The organism is Paenibacillus vortex V453 (assembly GCF_000193415.1).
GTDB lineage: Bacteria > Bacillota > Bacilli > Paenibacillales > Paenibacillaceae > Paenibacillus_AQ > Paenibacillus_AQ glucanolyticus.
This window is the reverse complement of sequence record NZ_ADHJ01000013.1, coordinates 1-24,244: the sequence shown is the minus strand read 5'-3', so window position 1 is coordinate 24,244 and position 24,244 is coordinate 1. Positions and strand designations below refer to the sequence as shown.

Below are 24,244 nucleotides of genomic sequence, written 5' to 3'. Positions count from 1 at the left end.
TCTTGTAAGGTTAGTGTATAGCATCCCCCGGCCTTCTCCTATCGATCACTCTTTCACCAGTCTTACATCGGTGTAAGATTCACTTTTCCCCAAATCTGAAAGACGTCAATACATACTTAACCATAAGAAAAAACCTTATCTCTGACAGATGTCTTCAACCGAAGTCATTTCCCGAGATAAGGCTCCTAGCTTAACAGCTTGTATGCTATGGCTTGCTATGGCTCCAGTACAGCCTCGATATGACAAATCCGGGGCGCAGAGCGGAACAGAATCATGCTTGATCTTCCCGCAGCTGCATCTCTAACGAGAATAACGCGATCAATGAAATAAGCCTCATCCCTAGAAAATCAGCCTCACGGTTGTGCCTTTCCCCGGCTCGGATTCCAGCTCAATCCGGTGGTTCATTTTCTGGACGACCTCCTTGACGAGGTATAAGCCCATGCCTGTGGACTCCTTCAGCTTGCGGCCGTTCTCCCCGGTATAGAACGGGTCGAACACCCGGTTCATATCGGACTTTGGAATTCCCATTCCCCGGTCCGTGATCTCCAGCATCACATGACGGCCATCCTCCGAGCGGCGAGCTTGAATCGTCACCTTGAATCCGGTACCGGCAGAATATTTAATGGCATTGGAGAGCAGCTGCAGCATAATAAACCGCAGCCACTTGGCATCCGTCTGAACCATAAGGTCTGGATCCACCAGCAGTTCGGGATATACATGACTATGGATGAAGAAGCGCTTGTTCTCATGAACCGCGTCGACAGCTATCTGGTTCAGATGCACCGGCTCTACGCTGAAATCCTGCTCGAAAGTTTCGAGCCTGGACATATACAGCACCATCTCAAGCCCCCGCCGGATTCGGTCGGATTCCTCGGAAATGCTCTTGAACGAATCGTTATCGTCCTCCTGCGTGATCATCTCAATGACCGAGAGCGGCGTTTTCATCTGATGCACCCACTGATTCATGAAGATCATATGCTCTTTGCGCCGTCGCTCCCACTCCTCCATGACCGTGCGGTATTGACGGTACTGTTCTTCCATAAGCTCGCTGAGAGCGGTTGGCAGGGGAGCGGATTCATTATGCTTTATCGATTCCTCCAGCGATCGGATGGGCTGTGACAGCCGCTCATAGAAATCCCGGTGCGTGAAATACCGGAAAGCCAAATATCCCCCCAGAATGGTTAAACCAAGAAAAACCGCATAGGCAGCTGTTACCGGATGATCATAACCGTCATACCAGAAAACGAGCAGCACCACAAACAGCGCTGCAAGCGTGAACATAATCAGCGGCAGATGCTCTCGCCAGAACAGCTTTTTCATGACTGCCTCTTCCACACCGTATGAAGTCGGTATCCCGAGCCGCGGACCGTTTCAAGGGCATCCTCAATGCCCAGCTCGGCAAGCCGTTTCCGTACCCGGTTAATATTGACGCTGAGCGTATTATCGTCAACAAAGGTATCATCCCATAACTTCTCCAGAATGGTCTCGCGCGTAACAAGGCGGGGACTCCGGCTTAGCAGCGTCTCGAGGAGAATCGTTTCCTTTTTCGTGAGAACGGAGGTCCGTTCGTCCAAACTCATCTCCATTCGCTCGGGATACAGGACAAGCCCGTCCTTCTCCACCGTACGTTCGGCGGATGCTGTCGCATAATCGCCATATACGCGCCGCAACTGACTGTGGATTTTGGCAATGACGATATCGTAGGCAAATGGCTTCGTAATATAATCGTCCGCTCCGTTCTCAAGGGCTCTTAATTGATCCGGGGTTCCGCTTCTGGCAGATATGAAAATAATGGGGCAGGTGGATAACGACCGAATTTGACGACACCAATAGTATCCGTCAAAGCTCGGCAGATTCACATCCAGCAGAACCACATGCGGCTTCAGCTCCTGGAACTGTTCCAGCACCTGATCGAAATCCTCAACAATAATCGCTTCGTTGCCGTACCTTTCGATATGCGATTGCAGCAACCCCGCCAGCTTCGGGTCATCCTCTACGACCATGATTTTGTACATCCGGCTCTCCCTCCGTGCAGCGTCAGGCACTTCCCCTCCTATCCGGATTAGCAGCCTGATGGTTTATGGTTCCCTAACGATAGCCGCTTCAAAAAAGTTTATCCCGTCAGGTGAAGTGCCTTGCACATACACCCTGCTGTTCTCTTCAGCCGAACGGCTGAGGAGCATCGTATCTCCGAGTCTGGCCTCGTTGTGATATGTAATCTTGAAGCCCGTCACTTTCCCTTCCTGTAGCTCCTGCTCGTCCAGCACATCGAAGCACAGATCCGCATACCGGGCATTATTCAGATGCCCGTTCACATCAATTCCACTGTATCGAACTTTATACGTATAGGCCTCTGCAAGCTGCACGCCTTCAGCCAATACGGCTTTGTTTGGCAGCTCTCCTACCGATTCTTTACCGATCGGCACCTCATACGGGAACATGGAGGGACGCAGGATTTTCCGTTTGTGAATATCCACCAGCGCCCATACCGAGCGGGCTTCACCCAGCTTTTCTCCGTCAGCATTTTTTATCCGATAATCCCGATGCCACAGAGCCCCCTTGGAGCCGCGGCTCCAGGTCTCGACATGGACGGTCTCCATATCCCTTGGCATTCGCCCCATATCAAGCTCAAGCGTAATGAGCATCCAGCCCATCCCCCGCTCAATCATCTCCTCGCGACTGATCCCAAGCGCCTCGACATGCCGGTCTGCCGCCCTTTGCAAAATACTGAGCAGCGAGGACCAGCGGCAATCCCCCCGAAAATCCGCATCAACGGATTGAATAGTATATTCTTCTATCCATTTCTCTGCCATGAGCCTCATGCCAACTCCTTTATAATTTTCACGTTCATGATACTTCAAGCATAATCAAAAGCCCTCTATTTATCAAAAGAACAACTCCCTTTTGTTAGCTGGAAAAAAATGATTTTATCAATGTTCGGGATCAATCCGGTTTAAAAGTCACTTCTTTGGTTAATAGTAAGGCACAAACAACTATAACTTATACGAGGTGATAAACATGAGTTTTCTTTGGTCATTAATTGTCGGCGGTATCATTGGTTGGATAGCAGGTTTGATTATGGGCAGAGACATTCCCGGCGGTATCATCGGTAACATCATTGCTGGTTTTGTCGGTGCTTGGCTGGGTGGACTTTTGCTCGGGTCTTGGGGACCGGAAATGGGAGGTTTCTTCATCTTGCCTGCCCTGATTGGTGCCGTCGTCCTTGTCTTTATCGTCAGCCTGATCATGGGCTCGATGAGACGCGGCCGCTCGTAATGAGCTGAAGTCTAAAACCTTGACTTCCACTGCGATGTACCGCTATTGCCGATACAGACGTTCTCACAGCGGTACCGCTAAATGCTAAGTCAAAGGAACATTTTTACCCATCAAAACAGGGTGCCTATTCGCCGCCATGGCTATAGGCACCCTGTTTTTACGTATCTTCTTACGATATGGGAAGACCCTGCTCCTTCGCATAATGGCCCCAATGCGGACTGCGGCCGTCAATGTCGCGGAAGCCGTATTCATCCGACAAATCCCAGCTGGTCAGCGCTCTACCGCTCTTGGCTGCAACATCCGGATCAGCCGCCAGCGCCGCAACCCCCTGCGCCAGCAAATACGGCGTCTCCGACGCGATGAAATGCGGTTCTTGCGTTGCGGCATCCTGCCAATTCTCTTCTGTAACACCGAAGTGATCCAGCATTTGTTCGGAACGCAGAAATCCGGGTGTAACGGATAACACGGTTACATGATAGGGGCGCAGTTCCTCTGCCATTGCTTCTGCCAGATGAATCGGCGATATTTTGGCCAAACTATAATACAAGTTCCCGCGATATCGGTAAGTAGAGCCATCCGTAACCTCAATGACCAATCCACTTCCATTATCTACCATGAGTGGAACACCGTAATAGCTTGTGATCATATGCGTGGTAACCGCACGCTCCTGCATTAACAACCCATCGGACAGGAACTGTTCCCAGAACGGAACATTCCAGTGTGTAAGATGCTCGCCACCCCATATATCATTGACAAGAATGTCGAGTCGCCCATCCTGCTCCTCACGAACTCGCTCAAACAGAGCCTTCACCTGCTCTTCCACGGTATGGTCACATTGCACGGCAATTCCGGTCCCTCCCCGCTCTGTCACCATATCCGCCGTATCGTTAATGGTCTCTGATCGCTTAATATCCGATGCTTGTCCCCGTACGCTCCGTCCTGTGCAGTACACCGTTGCCCCCGCCGCACCCAGCATAACCGCAATAGCTCGACCCGCACCGCGCGTCGAACCTGCAACGACAGCAACCTTGCCTTGTAGCGGCTTACGATTTTCGTTAATCATAGCGTAACCTCCATCATATAACAGATTTTCTCAACACCTTCATCCTATCAGGCTTATATGACATCCATTGTCTTATATCCATGCTACAATACATTTATCTTCTACAGTTCTTAAAAGAGGTGACACGATATGAGAGCCGACCGTTTACTGTCCATCATGCTGATGCTTCAGAACGGTGGTAAAAAGAACACCCGTTATTTGGCGGAGCAGCTCGAGGTATCGGAGCGAACGATTATACGCGATATGGAAAGCCTGAGCTCGGCCGGCATTCCCGTTTATGCGGAGAGAGGTTCCCACGGCGGTTGGGTGCTGGAGGAGAGCTATCGTACAAACCTGACGGGCATGACGCCTGACGAACTCATCTCCCTGCTGGTTTCCAGCCATAGCCCGCTGATCGGAGATTTAGGCATAGGCAAACAGTTTGATGCCGCTTATCAGAAATTATTGGCTTCATCCCCGCGCTCCATTCGGCAGGATGCCGAAATCATTCGGGAGAAAATCCATATTGATGGCGCTGGCTGGCACGCTTACCGTGAATCGCATCCGTACCTTACGGTGCTTCAGGAGGCAGTATGGCTGGATCGCGTACTCCGCATTCATTATATGAAGGGAGAGGAGCGTGTCGAGAGAATCGTCCTTCCCCTCGGACTGGTTGCAAAGCGGAGCACATGGTATGTGGTGGCAGAATCCCAAGGCGAACTGCGGACTTACCGCGTATCCAGAATCGTGGATGCCGTGATGACCGATGAGACGTTTCATCGTCCGGCTGATTTTGACTTGGCCCAGTATTGGGAGGAATCATTGACACGGTTCATGCAGAATCTACCGCAATATCCGGCACAGGTTCGAATGACCGTTTCTCTAATCAAACGTTTTGAGCGGGAGCGATATGTGAAAATCATTCATTGCGACACGCAGAACCCGCAGGAAGGGTGGATAACGGCCGATTTGGAATTCAATACGTTGGAATCTGCGTCCGCGTTTCTCTTAAGCTGCGGGGCGGAAATCGAGGTGCTTGCACCCCAGGAGCTCCGTGAGCATGTCAGCTCGGCTGCGACTGCCATTGCTCGGCTCTATCAACAGTGAATTCATAAGCAATATGAAAAAAAGCATCAGGAAGCCCATCAAAAATTGCGGCTTGCCTGATGCTTTTTTAGGTTAATCCCGTGAGCCCGGATTTATTGAATGGTATGGATGGGCTTCAGGTTGGCTTCGATCTGCTCCCTCTTCGGCTCCAGGAACGGCGGCAGCGCCAGGGATTCGCCAAGATGATCGATATGCTCATCCGTGTCAAATCCAGGTCCGTCGGTAGCCACCTCGAACAAAATGCCATTAGGCTCCCGGAAATACAAGGAACGGAAGTAGAAACGATCGACAAATCCCGAATTTGAGAATCCCACATCCCCAATCCGGTCAATCCAGGAACGAAGCTCTTCCTCATCCTCGACGCGGAATGCAACGTGATGAACACCGCCTCGTCCAAGGCGTTCCTGTGGAAGGTCTGTTCTTTCCTCGACATGAACTTCTGCGCCCGTACCGCCTTCCCCGGTTTCGAATACAAGGATATCCGGCTGCCCGTCTACAGGCGAGGCATACTGCCCTTTATAACGGAAGCCCATCAGCTCCGTCAATACCTTAACCGTCTGTAACACACGAGGTACTGTCAGCTGCACCGGACCTAAACCGATGATGGCGTATTCTGCCGGAACCGGCCCCTTTTCCCAAGGAATGCCCCCAGGAACTCCTTTGTTATTTTCATCCGAAACCAGAATGATCCGCTGGCCCTCGAAATCTCTGAATAGCAGTGTCAATCGACCGGCACGTTCCTGTATCTCCTCACGTTCTACGCCGTATTCGTCCAGTCTCCCGGTCCAATATTCCAACGCGTGGTCACTGGGCACTCGCAGGGAGGTTGCCGAAATACTGTTGTTTCCCTCACGGGTCCTGCCAGCCATCGGAATTTCGAAGAAGGTAAGCTCGGTTCCCGGATTTCCTTTCTCGTCGCCATAAAACAAGTGGTACACGGAGACATCATCCTGGTTTACTGTCTTCTTGACCAGCCGCATGCCCAGCACCTTTGTATAAAACTCGAAGTTCTGCGAAGCTGCTGCTGTAATTGCGGACACGTGATGAATTCCTTTGAACTTCATGACCTCAACTCCCATCTATAATGTTTTTTCTCTAATAAACGAAATCATGTTCACCATTGTAAGCACATATACGCTAAGACTAGACGATGCTTCGAAAACAATCTCTTTATACAGGCAGCTGCGCTTTGGCCGCTGTTTTCTTCTATCGCTGCTCCATCGCAGCGGCTGGATCTTTGCTAATTTCAGTTTAATATTTAACTTAGTCATCGTCAAGTCTTAATATTAAGATATTTAAAATGAAAATAACAGACTCCCTTTTCCCGTCATTGCAGCCGGAAGAATGGATCTGTTATTTATTCCTTGTTACGCTATTTGGGATCCGAATGCTATCCTCACAAGTTTGGATCTTGAACTCCATGGAGGATCCTTGCGCTTTTATGTCTTGGATGTCGCTTCTTCCCGATACTCGGAAGGGGTTTTGCCTGTTATTTTCTTAAATACCTGCGTGAAATACCGCGGATCCTGGTACCCTACAAGCGGTGCCACCTGGTACACCTTCACATCCGTATTCAGCAGAATGCTCTTCGCCTTCTCAATCCGGCACTCCGTCAAGTATTCCAGAAACGTATATCCCGTTGTTCCCTTAAACAAGGTGCAGAAATGGCTGATGCTCAAATCCGCCAGCTCCGAAACCTCTTCAATGCTGAGATCCTTCTGATAATTGTCCGCAATGTACTCCTTGGCTTTTCCCATCACAGCCTGAACATTGTCCTTGGCCTGCCCCGATCGGCTCTGTGCAATCCATTTGCTGAAATGATTCTTGATGACATCCATCAGCTGCTGCAGGGTGCCGGAAGCATAAAGCTCCTGCAGCAGCTCCTCTAACGACCACTCAAACAGAACCTTCATATGCTCAAACTGCCGATACAGCACAACACTCATCTCCAGCAATACCCGCTCAGTCATTTCCCTGCTGAATGCATGCTCCTCTATATAAGCCCTGGTCTCATCAAAAAGCTCCAGCAAACGCTCCTTATGAAGCGTGCGGATGCTTTCGACCATCAGCGACTCCAGATGTTTCGGGTATCCTGCTTCGCTGGCCGTTTCCATAACTGAATCCGCAGTACCGATAAACACACCTTCTTCACCGGAATAGAAGCGCTGATATAACGCGCGTACTGCCGTCTCATAAGCCGTTCCCAAGCGGTCGATCCCCGCCATGCTGGAACTGAAGCCAACAGAGCAGGACAGCTTGGTGTTGCGCTTGATCAATTGAACAAGATCCCGGCCAATGTCCTCCTGTCGCTCCCTCGCAAGACTCGGAAACAACAGCACCCATTCCCCGCTGCGGAAAGGAAATACCGTCAGCCCTCCATGCTGCACGGACCATTCCTCCAGAACATTGCGCACGGCAAAGAGCCATAGACGCTTCTCATCCATGCTCCACTGCTCATTAAGCCGCAAATAGTGATCCAGTTGAATGACAGCCATCGTGTAGCCATGCTCCAATTCGCTGTCTTCCAGCCACTGCATATGCTGGAGCGGACTCCGGTTGCCCTCGATGAACTCCGTTAGCATCCTTTCCCGAGCCAACAGGGATAATACCTTGATCGAGTGAAGCATTTGATCATCCGCCATTTGCTTCTCCAGGGTTCTGGCTGCTCTGGCAATCGTTTCGGTCAGCTCATCGTGATCGATCGGCTTGAGCAAATAATCAAAAGCCCCTTCGCGCAATGCTTCCCTCGCGTATTCAAATTCACCGTAGCCGCTAATAAATATGATCAACCGACGCGCCTGATCCGCCTTCAGTTCCTTCATGAGTGTGATGCCGTCCATTCCCGGCATGCGGATATCGCTAATGATCATATGCGGCGATACCTCGCGCGCCAGCTTCAGAGCGCTATCCCCGCTCTTCGCCTCCCCTACGACCTCCAGTTCAAGCTCATCCCAGGGAATCGCTGCCTTTAGACTGCGCAGGATGATAGGCTCGTCATCGACCAGCATCACTCTGAATTTACCGTCCGCTCCGCTCATGGCTTCTCCCCCTGTCTTTATGGTTACTCCGTCACCGTGTTCCGTCTAAGCTGCCAATAGCGTATCGAGGACTTCTGAATTTGCTCCAGCGCATTGTCAGCATCGATCCGTTCTCCAATCATGTCCTCGATCACTTTAAGGAATGAACTGTTCACTTCAGGCGATAGCTTGTTGTCATACGGGAGGAAGGTACTCGCAGAATCCTCCATCAGCTCCGTAACCTGGGCAAATACCGGACCGGTTTTCTTGGAATCATAGGTTATCTTCATGGAAGGAACGCGCAGCCCTTCATACACCAGCCGGGTCTGTACCTCCGTGGTATAGAACATGCCCAGCAGCTCCAGGGCCGCTTGCTTTTTCGGCTCATCCAAATCCGAGGAAAGTCCGATGCCAATGGTGTAACCACCTGCCAAGGACCGTTCCTCTCCGGAATGCAGGGATGGGAAGGGGATAACCCCCACCTCATTCTGAAAATCCGGATGATCCTCATTGCGAAACAATGTAATATCCCAGCTGCCGTTCAGATACATCGCTGCCTTCCCTTCCGTAAACTGAGCGATGGCTTCCTCGGTGGAGAGATCGTTGGCATGGGGACTGAACGCCCCTTCGCTGATCCACTGTTCCAACTTCTCAAAGGCCTTCAAATACGACTGATGCTGAAAGCTAACGCCATCCTCTCCTTCAACCAGCCTGTCGATGAGTTCCGGTCCCGCATAACGATCCATGAAATAATGGGCAAAAATCCCTGCCGGCCACCGATCTTCATTCCCTAATGCAAAAGGGATCTTATCGTTCGCCTGGAGTACCCGGATCACTTCATCCAGCTCTTCCATCGTCTTCGGAGGCTCCAGATGCAGCTTCTGGAATAAAGCCCGATTATAATAGATCGGCTCCGCATGGCCCTCAAAAGGCAAACCATAGACCCGGTTATTAAAGGTCCAGTGGTGCAGATCCTTGAACTGCTCCCTCAAGCCGGCATTCTCCAGAAATTCCGTTAAATCCATCAGCCGGTTGGATCTGGCATACGGCACAATTTCAGCTCCGCCAAACAGGACAAACATATCCGGCGGCGTCCCGGTGACCATCTCGCTCTTCAGCTTTTGTTCCCGATGGATTGTTTGATCGATGCTTTCAAAGTTCACCTTCACATTTGGATGCGCTTTCTCATAAGTGCGGACGACACTCTCAAAAATAGCCAGCACCGGCTTGTCATGCTCCTTGTTCCAGAAATGCCGGAATGTCAGCGTGATTTTCTCCGGCTGCGCCTCCTGGGCCGGTCCCTGGTTCTGCACTGTAACCCACACAACAGAGAGCGCGAGCAGAGTGGCATAGCCTACAATCCAGCCCCAATTCCAAAACCATCTCACGCTGCGCCGCCTCCTTGTCATGTCAGTATTTTCGGAATACGAATTCGTATCAATGAACCGTGACCGGGGGAAGAACAGATCATAAGTCCGTAACGGCTGCCAAACCGTATCCGCAGCCGCTCGTGCACGTTTTTCAGCCCAACTCCGTTTTCCCGATACTTCTTCAGCTGTCCCTGATCCGTATTCCACAGCTTGATCAATGTCTCCGGATCGAACCCCGGCCCGTTATCCTCCACGTCAATTACGATATCCTCATGGTCCTCCGACACCTTGATGGAGATATAGCCGCTGTCCTCCATCGGCTCAATGCCGTGGTATAAAGCGTTCTCCACAATGGGCTGTACAATCAGCTTCTGCGTAACGTAGTGCTTCAGCGAATCCGGAAGCTCAATTCCGTATTCAAACTTCTCTTCAAACCGGAATTTCTGTATCCGCATATAATGCTGGACATGCTCCAGCTCCATATGGAGGGGGATCAGCTCATGATGCTCGCTGATGCTGATGCGCAGCAGCTTACCCAGGGAGACCACCATTTTGCTGATATCCTTGTTGCCCTGAAGGACAGCCATCGAGTTAATCGATTCCAGTGAATTATATATGAAATGCGGATTGATCTGAGCGACAAGCGCCTGCAGCTCCGCTTCCTTCTTCCGGGCCTGCTCCATCTCGACCTGACCAATCAGCTCATGGATCTGCGAGCTCATCCGGTTAAATCCGTCGATTAACAGATCCGTCTCATCCTCTGCCGCATGATGCGATGGGATCGGAACGAATATTCCCTGCTTCACTCGCTTCATCCCGTTCACCGCACTGATGATGCTGCGGACCATTCTGCGCACAAAAAAACGGTCGAACAGAAACGCCGACAGCAGCGAGATCAATCCCAGGATCAAGGCAAGGTTACGGATGGAGACCGATTCGGCAGAGATGAGTTTGCTTGGCGTGATGGCGACGAGAAACCATTCCTTATTATGAGAAGGGGAATACGTGATGAGCGATTTTTCATCTAAATATGGATCGACATAGTATCCTTTCCCATTCGTATAACTGTCCGAGAGAAACGGAAATTCCGTCCGCTCCCCGATATGCTCGCCTGATTTCGTAAATACGATATGGCCCTGCTTGTTGACCAGCAAAATATCGCCCTGCTTCAGCGTTGCCGCCTCCCAGAAGACTTGGTCGAGGAGATCCGGCTTCACGTAAATCACAGCCGTCCCGATATCCTCCAGAGAGTAATAGTCCTTAATCACTCTGGACTGAATCAAGACGGGAGCACCGGATGAAGCAGAGCCGTTCTCTCCGGGACCGACCCATACGGGGCGACCCTCTGCCTTCACGACCGCTTCATACCAATCTTGCCGCCTCAGCTCAGCAAGCTCCATTCCGCCATCTGTATGATAAATCAATTGATCATTCGAATAAAAAGCAAACGAGGCAATCATCGGATGATTGATCAGATTGTTGATCTCCTGCCTCCGGTCATAGGTTACCGCGTAGTCCGGCTGCTTCAGCATCTGCTGAACCGATTGCTGGGTAATCGCGGAGTTCGAAATCGTCGTAATTTCGTTCAAGGCAAACTTCAGCTTCCGGTCCGTTTCCAAGAGCGAAATCCAGTAGAAATCATTCGACTTCTTCTCCATCGCTTCCGAAAAGCTGTAATAAGAAACACCGCCCAGCGCAATGACCGGGATGAAGACCAGAAGAATAATAGCCAGCAAAATCTTTCGGCGGAGTTTCATGAACCATTTCCTCCCTCCACTCTACTATGTCTATTATTCTTCATGGCAGGTGGCATTCCTTGTCAAAGTTCCCGCGCCTTTTAACTTTTTATGGCGCCTGATGTCAGACCCGCGATGACATAGCGGCTGAACAGCAGAAAAACAATAAGCAGCGGCAGTGTTGCCGTGAAGGTTGCCGACATGATCATCCCGAAGTCGAGGCCGTCCTTATTGGTGAACAGCTGCTGCAATGCTATTTGAATGGTGTAATTCTCTCGGTTTTTCAATACGACGAGCGGCCAGAAGAAATCATTCCACACATTCATGAAATTCAATATCCCAAGCGTGGCCATCGCAGGCGTCACAACAGGAATGGCAATATTCCAGAAGATCCGGAAATGTCCGCCGCCATCAATCCGCCCCGCTTCGATCAGCTCGGTATGAACGGCAGATGTGATGTACTGCCTCATCCAGAAAATACCGAAGGCATTGACCATGGCCGGGACGATCAGCGCTTTGTAGCTGTCGATCCAGTGCAGCTTGGCCATAATGACATACTGTGGAAGCACGCCTAACTGAGCCGGCACGAGCATGGTAGCAATGACAAATACAAACAGCGTCTTCTTCAAAGGAAACTCGTACTTCGCAAAAGCATACCCTGCCAGCGTGCAGAGGAACACAACGGACACTGTAACCGATGTCGACACAACGACGGAATTCAACAAGGCTCTGAAGAAATCCGTGCGCTCCAGCACGCGTGAGAAGTTATCCAGGAACTGCGTTCCTGGTGTGAGCAGCGGCGGAATATGGAATGCCGCATCCTTGTCATTGGTAGCCACAACGAACATCCAGTAGAACGGGAAGATCGATACAAGCGCACCCAGAATCATTAACAGATAGAAAAAGAATTTTGCGATTACACCGGGTTCATCCGGTTTTTTACGGCTTATGGCAACTGAACTCATGCTTTTTTACCTCCCGTCTCCCCGCCTTCACGGCCCAGCATCATGTTCAATACCGAGAATAGGATGGTGGCGACAAACAAGAGGACCGCCGTTGCCGCAGCCGTACCGAAGAAACCGTTCTTAAATGCTTCATTATACAGATACGTTACCATCGTTACCCCTTCCTGACGTGTAGAGCCTGTGCCGGACTGACCGAGGAAGACATAGGGCTCCGTAAACAGTTGAAGCGCACCAATCGTCGATATCAGGGTAACGAACAGGATAAACGGACGCAGGAGCGGCAGTGTAATATAGCGCAGCTGCTGGCCCCGGGTTGCGCCGTCGATTTTGGACGCTTCATAGATATCAGTCGGAATGCTCTGCAGCCCCGACAGAAAAATAATGGCGTTATAACCCATCCAGCGCCACATCACCATGGACGAAATCGCGATTTTGACTCCCCACCAGCCGGAATTGAACGGAACGCTCTCCGCACCGAAGGTATTCAGCATCCAATTCACCATCCCGTTGTTGCCGAACATGGTACTGAACACCAATGTGACGGCTACGATGGACGTGATATTCGGCATAAAATATAGAATGCGGAACGTGTTCTTGAATTTGTTCAGGGCCGAATTGAGCATAACCGCAACAAATAATGCCACAATGAGCTGCGGCACGGTTCCCATCAACGCCATAATGAGTGTGTTGCTGAAAGCGATCCAGAATGTCGGGTCACTTGTAATCAGCTCGTAGTTCTTGAACCCGACATATTTCATCGGTCCGAGTGCGTCCCACTTGAAGAAGGATAGATAGATGGTAAATACAATCGGATAGAGTCCAAAGATTGCAAACAGTATAAAAAATGGAGATATAAACGTATACGCCGTAAACCGGCTGCGCACGGTCTCCGTCAACAAGCGCCGCTTTTTCGGCACGGATTGCGATGACTTTGCCGTTGCTGTGTCTGCCATAAATGCACCTCCAGGTGGGTAAGGATAAATCCGAAGCCGAGGGGAGGGCTATATCCCATCTCGGATTCGGATGCATCACTTGATATGAACGAGCTAAGCGAAAGCTTATCCTCAGTTTCTTAGCTGCGATCGACCAGTGTCTTAATTTGTTTCATTGCGCTTTCCCACTCTTTTTGCGGGTCCGCTTTCTTCTCCAGCACGTTCTTAAGCGCGTTCTTGATAATGGTATCGGTCTGGTCATGCAGCGGTCCGTAATACACCGGCTTGATACGCTCGGCTGACTTGGCATATGCTTCGGAAATAACCTGACCGCTGAAGAATTCATCCTTCTCTTCCGTGAAGGAAGGCTCGCTGTAAACCGCAGGAATGGACGGGAATAAGCCGCTATCCTTAAACGATTTCAGCTGGTTCTCCTGGTTCAGCACCCACGAGATAAATTCATACGCTTCCTTCGAATGCTTGCCTTCCTTCGGCAAGGTCAGGAACGATCCGCCCCAGTTGCCTGCTCCTTCAGGGAGCTGGGCAATTTGCCATTTGCCTGCGGTGTCCTTGGCATTACGAATAGTACCGGCAATCCAGGCCGGGCCGAGCATAACGCCGAAGTCTCCATCATTAATCGCTTTTTGCCATTCAGGGGACCACAGTATCCAGTTGCCGATCCAGCCCTCCTGAATCCCTTTGACCGTAAAGTCATAAGCTTTTCTCACTTGCGGGTTCGTATCTCCTATAAAGGAACCGTCTTCTTTGTTGAAATAGATTTGATCCGGCGATTGGTCGCGAACCCCGTTGTATACCAAATCCGTCAGGTCAGCAAACGGTTTACCCGTTTTGCCTGTGAATTCCTTGGCCACGCTTGCGAATTTATCCCATGAATCAATCGCAGCGCTGAACCCGTCCGGATCCGTAGGCAGTCCCGCTTGCTCAGCCAAATCGGTACGGTAGTATACAACCGTAGGGCCGATGTCTGTAGGAAGACCCAGTTGGAACGAGCCATCCACCGATGTGGCTTGCTTCCATTTCCATTCCAGATAGTTGCCTTCTACATCTTTGGCACCGAGATCATACAGGTTATAGAACTTATCCTGGTTGTTAATAAAGCGTTCCATAAAGGCAATCTCAAGTTGAAAAATATCAGGTGCGCCAGAGCCTGCGGACAACGCCGTTGTCAGATTGTTGTGATGCGCCGTCTGGTCCGACGTATTCTGAAATTTGAACGTGATGTTCGGATGCTCTTTGGTGTATTCCTTAGCCAGATCCTCATAATTGGTCGTACCCAATGACCAGAAGGACAGCTCGATTTTCTCTGTAGATGGTGCTTCTTCCTTCGTATTGTCCTTCTCTTCGGTGCTGCCTCCCCCCGGAGATTCAGCCGTTTTGCTTCCGTTGCCGCCTCCACACGCCGCCAGCGAGAACACCATGATGATACTCATGAGCAGCAAACTCCATGATTTAAACCTTTTCATTCTTCTACCCCTCTTCCATCAAACGTATTTTTCTTTTATAGTCTAATGAAAGCGGCACCAAATTTTGAGGAGGCAAACTTTCGAATTTGAGTTGAATTTATTACGATTCACGTTTGTCCACTTCGTAATTCCACCACAAAAAAACCGCATATCGAATGTCGATAGCGGTCTTACGGATATTTTAGATGTGAAACTCTCGGACTGATGAGCCCTTTGACAGCCGGATGATTCCTGCGGTGGTGGTGGTTTTACCTATGCTGCCTTTCCGTATTCCTTCGGAACTTGGCGCCTGTCCATGACAGGTCGATTTCTTATATCATGCAAGAGATCATATCGTCCATTTAACGATGGAGCCGGCATAGGTCATTCCCCCGCCAAATCCATAGAGCAGCACATGGTCTCCTGCTTTCAAGCGTCCTTCATCCACGGCCAGCTGAAGCGCAAGCGGAATGGAGGCTGCCGATGTGTTTCCCCGGTACTCAACGCTGGTTAACGTTCGGTTCATTGAAAAAGGCCCTCGCTCGTTGATCGCTTCGATCATGCGAAGATTGGCGCTATGCGGTACGAACCAATCCACTTCGTCCGCGGTCATGCCCCCTTTGGACAGTAAGGTACGGACACCCTCCGGAATGTTCCGAATGGCCCACTTATATATCTCACGGCCATTTTGAACAAGACACCCGCTCTTTAACTCCGCTCCGTCCATCTGCTCGGAAAGGGCTGTCTTGTACAGATGAATGCCGCCTTCGCCAAACGTACCTGATATGGAAGCTGCAATGCTCGGCGAATCCTCATCCCGCTCCAGCAGTACAGCGCCAGCACCGTCCCCAAACAGAACACATGTCGTTCGGTCGGTGTAATCCGTAATCTTCGATAAGGTTTCCGCCCCAATGACGAGTATCTTGTTGTAGGCTCCCCCGGATATTAATCCGTCGGCCATCTGAAGTGCATATACAAATCCCGCGCAAGCTGCATTCAGATCGAGTGCCCCCGTACTGGTTATGCCCAGCTTCGATTGCACGCGAGAGGCCGTGCTTGGAAAAGAATATTCCGGCGTGCTTGTAGCCACAAGAATCATATCGACATCCTGCACGGTAACACCGTACCGATCAACCATATCTCGCACAGCACGAATGGCAAGGTCAGACACGAACTGATCCGGAGCAGCTATCCGACGTTCCCGCATGCCTGTGCGCTGAACAATCCATTCATCGCTGGTCTCGACCATCTTCTCTAAATCCGCATTGCTTAATATCCGTTCAGGTACATAGGTCCCGATTGCTGTAATCCTTGATTTTGATTGGCTCATCATACACACCTCCAAGTTTATAATCATTATATCACCAAGTACTAGTACTTGGTACTAATTTATTTTATATGCAGATATGATTACCCTTCACCAACTTCACATCCCTCTAAACACAGGCGAATGGAGGCTGTGAGAATCCCGCGAACAGCCTATAAGGCCATGAGAACCCTACGTGGTAATCTATGAAACACAAGCAAAAAACCTCCATCGCCAATGAAGCGACAGAGGTTCCTGGATTCCCAACTATTAGAAGTGTACTTCCTCACCCACCGAAATGGAGTGAATGTGAATATGGGGATCGGTTAATTCCTCGACCAGACGGACTCGTAACCGGTCCGTTTCTGCTTTGTCTGCATGAACAAGCACGGTATGCTGCGCCGGTATAGCGGTTATCATCTGCCGAACGTCCGCCAGACCCTGATGCACTTTATACCTGATTTTCATAACAGAACAATCCCCGTAATCCTCTGGATGCTGAAGGAGACGCTGTCCAAAGGTTCCATTAGAAACATGCCCAGTGAGCAGAACCAGGTTCCGGGAATCTCTGGAAAACCGATGGTAGTACCACTGTGCCAGATCCGACTGCATCATTCCGTCGGTTACGAACCACAACGAGGCTCCCTGTTTCTCAAGCCATGACTCGCGTTCTGCATCGCTACCGGGTACAATCCAATTATTTTGGCTCAGCAATAACTCAAGCTCGCTTTTCATTCCCTGACCGGAATCCGTGCTGCGAAGCCACTCCGAACGGCAAAGCAGCCGCTTCATCCCTTCGATCAGCGGAGCTTCAGTCACGATCGGGATATGCCCCCAATTTCGGGATGCCCAGAGAATCATTTCTTGACCCCGACCCACAGCCGGGACCGGCAATAACACTTTTCCTCCGCTTTGCAGCGTGCTCTGAATCGTTTGCTCCAATTGCCTCAGCCTGTCGGCCTGTGAATGAGCATCCGTCCCGTAAGCTGCATCTACAATAGCCAGATCCAGCAGCATGGCGGATGACGTGTCTGCAAGTGTGGGGTTATCGTCCTCCAGCAGCAGAGATTCCGAGGTATAATCGCCCGAATAGAAGATCCGTTTTCCTTCGGCCTCTACCAGCAACCAGACAGAGCCCATCAAATGTCCGCTTCTCCCCCACATCACCTTAACACCGGGGAGCGCGTCAAACCATGTCAACCTCTTCGCCTCTTCCTCCAGAAACCGATAGCGGATAGCACGCTGATCTTCTTCCCTATAGGGAAGTTTCTCGCCCACCCGTTCCGTATACTCCCGCCAGGAGGCGAAATAGGCCGTTAATTGTGCCGCCGTCTCCCGGGTCGTCCATACCTCCCCCTGATATCCAAGGCGATACAAGAGCGGAATCGCCACCGAGTGATCCTCATGAGCATGAGACAGAAACACCGCATTAAGCTGCGGAACCTGCTCCGGCTGTATAATCGGATAGACCCCGGTTCCTTCCTTCATAACACCGCAATCCAGCAGCAAATGGACCCGATTGCCGCTCAGCAAATAGGCGGAGCGGCCATGCTCGCCCGCACCGCCCCACACTGTCAGTTTCATCATGATGCATTCCACTTTCTTTTAGAATTCATGGCTTCGACCATCAGCAGCAGCACCACCGTCATTCCGACGGAGACCACCGCCATAGCCATGCCGAGAGACACCTGGCCCTGCTCAAACTGGGCAAATATATACGTAGCCGATGTCTGCATCGAAGGCGGCAGAATGAGCAGTGACCCAACCAGCTCCCGCGACGCAATCGTGAACGTCATAATCCATCCCGCCAGCATACCCGGCATAATCAGCGGCAGCAGAATCCGCCGCAGTATAAGCAGCGGACCGCCTCCGAATACCTGGCCTGCTTGAAACAGGGTGCCATCAATCTGCGTAAAGCTGGCCTTCACATACTGCACCGTGTACGGCAGGAACAATACAACATAAGTAAGAACGACCATTCCATAGGTATTATAGAGCGTCAACGGCATCCATGGTGCATTCCAGAACAGGATCAATCCGACCACCATCACGATCCCGGGCACCGTGTTGGGCAGGAGGCTAAACAGATCAATGACCCGCTGCATCCGCCCCTGGGACTTGCCAATCGTTAGGGCAAATCCAGTACCCAATACAACCGCCACCGTTGATGCCGCAAGCGACAATCCCAGACTGTTACCAAGCGCTTTCAGGCTGACAGATCCCCATGACAGCAGTTCCTTATAATGATCGAGCGTCAAATTATCTATAGATAATCCGGCTCCCCGGAGCTTCATCAAGGAAGCGGCAATGACGGAAAAATAGGGGATTCCAACCGACAATATTAGCAGCAGCCCGATATATAGCGCGCTGACTGCGCCTTTGCTGCCGCGCAGCGAATATCTTTTGGAGCGCTGGCCTTTACCTCCGACAAGGCGATAGGTAAATCTCCGGCTGACCGTGGACTGCATGTACCACATCACCAGACAGACGGACAGCAGTACTGAGGCAAGCGAGGTGGCTTTACCGAAATCAATCGGCCAGCTTGATATATATTTGTGAATTTCCGAAGTCATCACATAATATCCGATACGTCGTCCGAATGTTGCCGGTGTGCCGAATTCGGCAATGGTTTTTACAAACACCAGCATCGCGCCCATGCCGTAAGAGGATAACAGCAGCGGCAGGATAATTTTTCTGAACCGATACCCTGCGCCTGCGCCGTGAACCGCGCCGGCCTCCTCCAGATTGCCGCCGATCCGAATCAGCGCATCCCGCAGAAGCAGGTACAGGAAAGGGAACAAGTGCAGGCTCATAATCAGCACCATGCCCCCGAAGCTGAAGAATGACTCGCTCCACCTCGCTGCTCCCGGCAGCCATTGCTGTAAATATCCGCCCTTCTGCATGAATAGAATCCAGCCCATCGAACCGATATACGGCGGGGTCATGAACGGTATCATCAGAATCACATCCACCCACCGATGCTCTCCCAGCCGGGTCTTGGCCATAATCCACGCGAGCGGAAGCGCGAACAGTGTTGATCCTGCCACCACGCATACTCCGAGCCAAATGGACTGCAGCAATATGCCGGACAGCTCATGGCCCGCTATCGTTCGTATCGGAGCCAGCCAATCCAAGTGCTGTTCCGGGTATATGCTTTGCCAGAATATAAGGAGCAGTGGCACGCCAATGCTTATGATAAGAAGAAACAGGGCGAGAATAACGCCCAGTTTCCGAAAAAATGTCTGACTGTCCATGATGACAGGTCTCACCGCTGTTCACCTCACATGCCTTTTACGTGATTCACTTTTAAACGGTTTATTTGAATACCTCGGAAAAACGCGCGGCCGTTTCATCCCCGTGATCATTCATCCAGGACCAGTCCACCTTAAATACCGGAATATCCTTCAGATTGGTGCGTCCCTCAGCCTCCACATCCTCGCGGCCCGGAATCAGATAAGCTTCTGCCACCAGTTTCTGTGCCTCGTCAGACAGCAAGTAGTCAATAAAGGCCTTCGCATTATCCACATTCGGGCTGGATTTCAGAATCGCCGCAGGTCTTGGACTCACAACGGTTCCTTCTGCCGGATATACGATATCAAGCGGCTCCCCTTTGGCTTTGGCCGAATATGCCATATAATCCACGCCGGCAGCAACCATACTCTTGGCACCGGTGATCACCGGGTCGAGCGCTTCCTGATTCGCCCCAGCCATCGCGGTGCCATTGGCTTTATAACTCTCGAACAATTCCCAGCCTGCATCGCCTTTTACACTCAAATACCCGGTGATGAAATCAAGCGCGGATCCCGACAGCGTTGGATCAGGAATGTTGACGGCATCCTTCCACTCCGGCAGACCCAGGTCCGCCCAGCTTTGCGGTGGCGTTGATACCAGATTAGTGTTGTATACAATCCCCAGTGCAGATGCGCTTGTGCTGAAATAGTTTCCTTCCGCGTCAGACCAATCCTTATTCAGCTTGTCCGCATTGGCGGCTTCCGGATAAGGCAATGTCAATCCATCCGCCTTCAACGCCTGTGCGGACGGAAGCGAAGCGAGAATGACAACGTCCGCGACCGGATTTGATTTTTCCGCTTCCATTCGCGCCAATATTTTGCCTGTTGTGCCTTGGAACATCTCGACCTTCACGCCGGTCTTGGCTTCAAATCCGCTCACGATATTGTCGGCAAGCTTCTGCGGTCCTGCGCTGTACAATACGAGCTTACCGCTTGCTGCAGCCGTACCCGATTCGGACGGCTGGCTGTTATCCTGAGCGGGCTTAACCGAATCGCCGCTCGGCGCGCTCCCGCATCCAAACAAACTCAAACTCATTACCGATGTCAATAATAACAGCGTGCTTTTTTTTCCCAACTTCAGACCCTTCATCTCCCCAACTCCCTTTCATCATTAGCCTGCGACAACAGGCGTCTGTTCTGCTGTATTTTGTTGCGTACTTCTACCTTGAAATGAGCCTTCATCCATCCGGCATATACAACGGGGAGAAACGTACAGATTAACGCGTTCCCCAATGACCACTCTCTTGTCCAGATAAGCTGTCCACTTGTTATCCGACTCGTCCAACTGCAGCCGGATTTCATATCGCTCGCCTACATAGCTGACACTCAGCACCGTTGCCTGATAGCATAAATCCTCTGTGCTGCTTCTGTTCCAGGTCACATGCTCCGGCCTCACCATCGTCTGATCAGGCGTCAGCCAGTTGGACTTGCCGATAAACGAAGCCACGAACGGGTGGCTTGGCGCTTCATATATGGTCTCCGGGGTTCCCCGCTGCAGCACCTCCCCCTTCCGCATGACCACAATTTCATCCGACATCGACATGGCTTCAACTTGATCATGGGTCACATAAAGCGCAGTCAGTCCCATGTCCTTCACCAGTGACATCATTTCGATCCGCATCTCCTCCCTAAGCACCGCATCCAGCGCGCTTAAAGGCTCATCAAACAATACGAGAGCTGGACGTATAGCTACCGCTCTGGCAAAAGCAACCCGCTGCTGCTGTCCGCCGGACAGCTGGTGAGGATAACGGTTCTCCATCCCCTGCAAGCGGACCATAGCCAGTGCTTCGGTTACCTTTTGCCGGAGATCCGCTTTATGCTTCGCCGCCTTTAATCCAAACGCCACATTCTCGTATACCGTCATATGAGGCCAGAGAGCGAAATCTTGAAAGACCATCCCAAAATTCCGTTTGTGCACAGGAACGTCAACTCTTTGGTGCACCGAGTAAATACACCGGTCTTCCGCGTAGATTTCTCCTCCGTCCGGCTGTTCAAGCCCTGCAATCATTCGGAGAAGTGTCGTTTTGCCGCAGCCGGACGGCCCCAGCAATGTTGTGAATTGACCATGACGCAGCGTTATATCGGTAGGCAGCAAAGCGGCTGTACCTTGAAACGACTTATGAATGCCCCTGATTTCAATCTCCACTTTCGATCCCTGCCTGTCTTCTTAAGCTGTTTCCAGTGTAATGCTCACGTTTAAGCGTTGTATTAGACTAATGTAAACACAGAATTAACTTTTTGTTTGAATTCTGTTGATACTCATAGATTAAATCTATATAGAGAGCATAAATAAGGAACAACTAACACCCAAGGGAGAGATGCAAACGTGAATCTGATGAAGCTGCAAATCGTGGAACTGATCGACCGTCATCATCATATGACCAGCGTTGCGGAGATACTCGGCATCAAGCAGCCAACCGTTACTTTTCATATGAAGTCACTGGAGGAAGAGCTGCAAGTCCGATTGTTCGAATCCCGAAGCGGAAAAACATTTCTCACCGAAGCCGGACAAGCCCTGCTGCATTATGCGGTTAAAATAAATTCGCTTGCCAGGGAATCCGAGCGGGTCGTCCGGGAGTACGACAGCTTGTATCGAGGAACACTCCATATTGGAGCCAGTTATGTCCCCGCGACCTATCTGCTGCCCGCGATCTTGAATACCTTTTCCCGTGAATTTCCCGGCATTCGGATATCCTTATCCGTTAAACCTTCACCGGTTATCCGTGATATGCTGGTCCGGCACCAGATTGACATGGGCATCATTTCGTCAGAGCCCTTTACGGGTTTCGGCCTGCAAGCTGAATCCTTGTGCAAGGATGATTTAACCTTGATATGTTCCCCAGGCCATCCACTCATACAATCGGATATGCTTCAGCCCGAACACATTGTTCGCACGCCCTTTGCCCTGCATGGAAGCGAATCCAGCACAAGGCAGCTGACGGATCTTTGGCTGCAACAGCACAGCCTGCATATGCGGAGTCCCGTGGAGCTGGACTCACTGGAAGCGATCAAGCAGCTTGTGTTATTGGGCGATCATGTCTCCTTTATGTCGCGAATGGCTGTGCAGCGGGAGCGGCTGCAGGGATTACTGCACGTCCTGCCGATTCCCGGTCACAGGGCATCCCGGCATATTTACAGCGTTCATAACCAGGACCGTCTTCCTTCCGTGCAAATTCATCGTTTTCAGGAGGTGCTGCGGGAGATGGGCAAACAATTGGAGCAGGCACTCTAATAAAGCGAGGATATTTATTTCGGGCAGCGAGCGAATATAAAATGGATGCAGCTATTCAATAATTCTATGGATATTTTATACAGTTCATCCTCTCCGTTAACAGCTAACAATCAATCGACGCTTAAAGTAGGATTGAACCTAAATCCAGCTTATGGGAGTGATTGTATTGAGAAGATGGAAACAGCTGACATTGTCTTTCATGGTAAGTTTCGTGGCCCTGGGAAGCGGTGTGACCGGACTCCACGCATCACAAGTTTCAGCCGCTGCCAATGCCGTGCCTTCCTATGAAGTGAAGTTCCTTGCCAAACCCGAAGCCGTTCTAGGAACCAGCGGGAGTCTTCGGAATGACGTCATTCAGACATTCGGACTGGCTTCTGTTCCCCAAGTAATCGGGGTAGCTTACTATGACACGAACCATCTGGAACTGGATGCCGAAGGCTGGAATGTCCGTTTCCGCAAAAAAGAGGACAAGGATAACTACGAGCTTACCTATAAAAAACGGTATCCCATCCTAAACGGAGATATTAACGCCGCGCTAAGCTTGGCAAACCGTGAGGGCTTTGATGCTTCGGATGACAACTACGAGGCAGAGATTGATTGGGGATACGGCAAACAAACGCTTAGCTTCTCTAACACCAAGAAGGTGAACACCACAACAACCGGCACACAGCTTCCATCGGAGCAGGAATCCTTGGCTTTGCTGCTGGATAAACTGCCCGGTAAACTCAAAAAATGGTCCTCCCCCGATTGGGGTCAACAAAAGCTTTCACAGTCCCGCCTTCATGGTCCGCTGACCTTCTATCGTTACGAAGGCACGTGGGAGGGGCAGAAGATGAGCCTTGAAGTATGGCCTATTCGCAACGCAGAGGGCACAGGAACCGAGAATCTGATTGAAATCTCATTCAAAACAGCTGATGCTTCGGTTGCCTCCCAACTTCGAACCGAACTTATGGACACGCTGATGTCTAACGACTGGCTCCTCCCGATCGATGGCTTGAAAACTCAGCTGATCTTGGAAAGATATTAATTTTGGAAAAAAAGGACGTCCGCAAAGACCTTAGGTCTTGTTGGGCGTCCTTCTGTTCGTTGCCATCTCCTCCATGTAACCACCTCATAATGACTAACGTACGCAGTGAGTTTTGTTAGTGGAGGTTGGGTTTGGGGACTGCTATGGGAAAGTGTCACGGATGATCTACCTTTGGAAAACTAGTTGCAAGTACTGCTGAAGACTTGTTACTAAAGACTGTTACTAGAAACTGCTGCCGAAATCGACTACTGAAATCGACTACTGGCCCCCTCTACTGCTGATGAAGCCCATCTTTTCAGAAAATCGTTCTCGGGGTTCTTGATCTCTACAGACGCAAACCACTACTGTAAAGCCACTACTGTAAAGCCACTTTTGGTGTTCTTCTTGATCGCTAACGGACTTAGATGACGCTATTCGCGGAAAAATGAAGCTATTGAAATTCTAACGGACCAGATTGAGCTTATATCGTCAAAAATGCGAT

Annotated in this window: 20 protein-coding genes; 4 read left to right on the top strand and 16 right to left on the bottom strand. The window is 50.8% G+C overall.

Annotation, left to right across the window (positions count from 1 at the left end; genetic code table 11):
• Positions 1-339: 339 nt before the first annotated feature.
• From PVOR_RS06250 to PVOR_RS06240, 3 genes are all read right to left on the bottom strand, one after another.
• Positions 340-1,320, bottom strand: a complete 981-nt coding sequence (locus PVOR_RS06250; RefSeq protein ID WP_006208272.1) for a sensor histidine kinase — start codon at positions 1,318-1,320, stop codon at positions 340-342.
• Positions 1,317-2,015 (bottom strand): response regulator transcription factor, encoded by a 699-nt coding sequence (locus PVOR_RS06245; protein ID WP_006208271.1) that lies wholly within the window; start codon positions 2,013-2,015, stop codon positions 1,317-1,319. The genes PVOR_RS06250 and PVOR_RS06245 overlap by 4 nt, the downstream gene beginning before the upstream one ends.
• A gap of 63 nt (positions 2,016-2,078) precedes the next feature.
• Positions 2,079-2,813 carry an acyl-[acyl-carrier-protein] thioesterase gene (locus tag PVOR_RS06240; protein ID WP_006208270.1) on the bottom strand — a complete coding sequence of 245 codons (735 nt, stop codon included), beginning with the start codon at positions 2,811-2,813 and terminating at the stop codon, positions 2,079-2,081.
• Positions 2,814-3,018: 205 nt separating this feature from the next.
• Between PVOR_RS06240 and PVOR_RS06235 the strand changes: the two genes are divergently transcribed.
• Positions 3,019-3,276, top strand: coding sequence for a GlsB/YeaQ/YmgE family stress response membrane protein (locus PVOR_RS06235; protein ID WP_006208269.1), 258 nt, complete (start codon positions 3,019-3,021; stop codon positions 3,274-3,276).
• Positions 3,277-3,445: 169 nt separating this feature from the next.
• Here the strand turns inward: PVOR_RS06235 and PVOR_RS06230 are convergent, their stop codons facing one another.
• Positions 3,446-4,339, bottom strand: a complete 894-nt coding sequence (locus PVOR_RS06230; RefSeq protein ID WP_006208268.1) for an SDR family oxidoreductase — start codon at positions 4,337-4,339, stop codon at positions 3,446-3,448.
• Between the two features lie 129 nt (positions 4,340-4,468).
• Between PVOR_RS06230 and PVOR_RS06225 the strand changes: the two genes are divergently transcribed.
• A complete protein-coding gene (locus PVOR_RS06225) occupies positions 4,469-5,425 on the top strand; it encodes a helix-turn-helix transcriptional regulator (protein WP_006208267.1) in 957 nt (318 codons plus the stop codon).
• Positions 5,426-5,517: 92 nt separating this feature from the next.
• Here PVOR_RS06225 and PVOR_RS06220 read toward each other — a convergent pair whose 3' ends face one another.
• The 12 genes from PVOR_RS06220 to PVOR_RS06165 form a co-directional block, all read right to left on the bottom strand.
• On the bottom strand, positions 5,518-6,489 hold the full coding sequence (locus PVOR_RS06220) for a ring-cleaving dioxygenase (RefSeq protein ID WP_006208266.1): 972 nt from the start codon (positions 6,487-6,489) through the stop codon (positions 5,518-5,520).
• A 375-nt stretch (positions 6,490-6,864) separates the two neighbouring features.
• Positions 6,865-8,463 (bottom strand): response regulator, encoded by a 1,599-nt coding sequence (locus PVOR_RS06215; protein WP_006208265.1) that lies wholly within the window; start codon positions 8,461-8,463, stop codon positions 6,865-6,867.
• A 23-nt stretch (positions 8,464-8,486) separates the two neighbouring features.
• Positions 8,487-9,830 carry an ABC transporter substrate-binding protein gene (locus PVOR_RS06210; RefSeq protein ID WP_006208264.1) on the bottom strand — a complete coding sequence of 448 codons (1,344 nt, stop codon included), beginning with the start codon at positions 9,828-9,830 and terminating at the stop codon, positions 8,487-8,489.
• A gap of 17 nt (positions 9,831-9,847) precedes the next feature.
• Positions 9,848-11,569, bottom strand: coding sequence for a cache domain-containing sensor histidine kinase (locus PVOR_RS06205; protein WP_006208263.1), 1,722 nt, complete (start codon positions 11,567-11,569; stop codon positions 9,848-9,850).
• 80 nt (positions 11,570-11,649) lie between these two features.
• Complete coding sequence (locus PVOR_RS06200; RefSeq protein ID WP_006208262.1) at positions 11,650-12,513, bottom strand: carbohydrate ABC transporter permease; 864 nt, start codon at positions 12,511-12,513, stop codon at positions 11,650-11,652.
• A complete protein-coding gene (locus PVOR_RS06195) occupies positions 12,510-13,466 on the bottom strand; it encodes a carbohydrate ABC transporter permease (protein WP_006208261.1) in 957 nt (318 codons plus the stop codon). Before PVOR_RS06195 ends, PVOR_RS06200 begins: the two co-directional genes overlap by 4 nt.
• 119 nt (positions 13,467-13,585) lie before the next feature.
• Positions 13,586-14,929, bottom strand: a complete 1,344-nt coding sequence (locus tag PVOR_RS06190; RefSeq protein ID WP_006208260.1) for an ABC transporter substrate-binding protein — start codon at positions 14,927-14,929, stop codon at positions 13,586-13,588.
• Positions 14,930-15,257: 328 nt separating this feature from the next.
• Complete coding sequence (locus tag PVOR_RS06185; protein ID WP_006208259.1) at positions 15,258-16,238, bottom strand: ketoacyl-ACP synthase III; 981 nt, start codon at positions 16,236-16,238, stop codon at positions 15,258-15,260.
• Positions 16,239-16,484: 246 nt separating this feature from the next.
• Complete coding sequence (locus tag PVOR_RS06180; RefSeq protein ID WP_006208258.1) at positions 16,485-17,801, bottom strand: MBL fold metallo-hydrolase; 1,317 nt, start codon at positions 17,799-17,801, stop codon at positions 16,485-16,487.
• Positions 17,798-19,468 carry an ABC transporter permease gene (locus PVOR_RS06175; RefSeq protein ID WP_040680287.1) on the bottom strand — a complete coding sequence of 557 codons (1,671 nt, stop codon included), beginning with the start codon at positions 19,466-19,468 and terminating at the stop codon, positions 17,798-17,800. Before PVOR_RS06175 ends, PVOR_RS06180 begins: the two co-directional genes overlap by 4 nt.
• Before the next feature lie 61 nt (positions 19,469-19,529).
• Complete coding sequence (locus tag PVOR_RS06170; RefSeq protein ID WP_006208256.1) at positions 19,530-20,594, bottom strand: ABC transporter substrate-binding protein; 1,065 nt, start codon at positions 20,592-20,594, stop codon at positions 19,530-19,532.
• A 21-nt stretch (positions 20,595-20,615) separates the two neighbouring features.
• Complete coding sequence (locus tag PVOR_RS06165) at positions 20,616-21,650, bottom strand: ABC transporter ATP-binding protein (protein WP_006208255.1); 1,035 nt, start codon at positions 21,648-21,650, stop codon at positions 20,616-20,618.
• Between the two features lie 189 nt (positions 21,651-21,839).
• Here PVOR_RS06165 and PVOR_RS06160 point away from each other — a divergent pair, with 189 nt between their 5' ends.
• Together PVOR_RS06160 and PVOR_RS06155 are read left to right on the top strand one after the other, a co-directional pair.
• Positions 21,840-22,736, top strand: coding sequence for a LysR family transcriptional regulator (locus tag PVOR_RS06160; protein WP_052649262.1), 897 nt, complete (start codon positions 21,840-21,842; stop codon positions 22,734-22,736).
• Between the two features lie 157 nt (positions 22,737-22,893).
• Positions 22,894-23,763 (top strand): hypothetical protein, encoded by an 870-nt coding sequence (locus PVOR_RS06155; protein WP_234972797.1) that lies wholly within the window; start codon positions 22,894-22,896, stop codon positions 23,761-23,763.
• Positions 23,764-24,244: the final 481 nt, after the last annotated feature.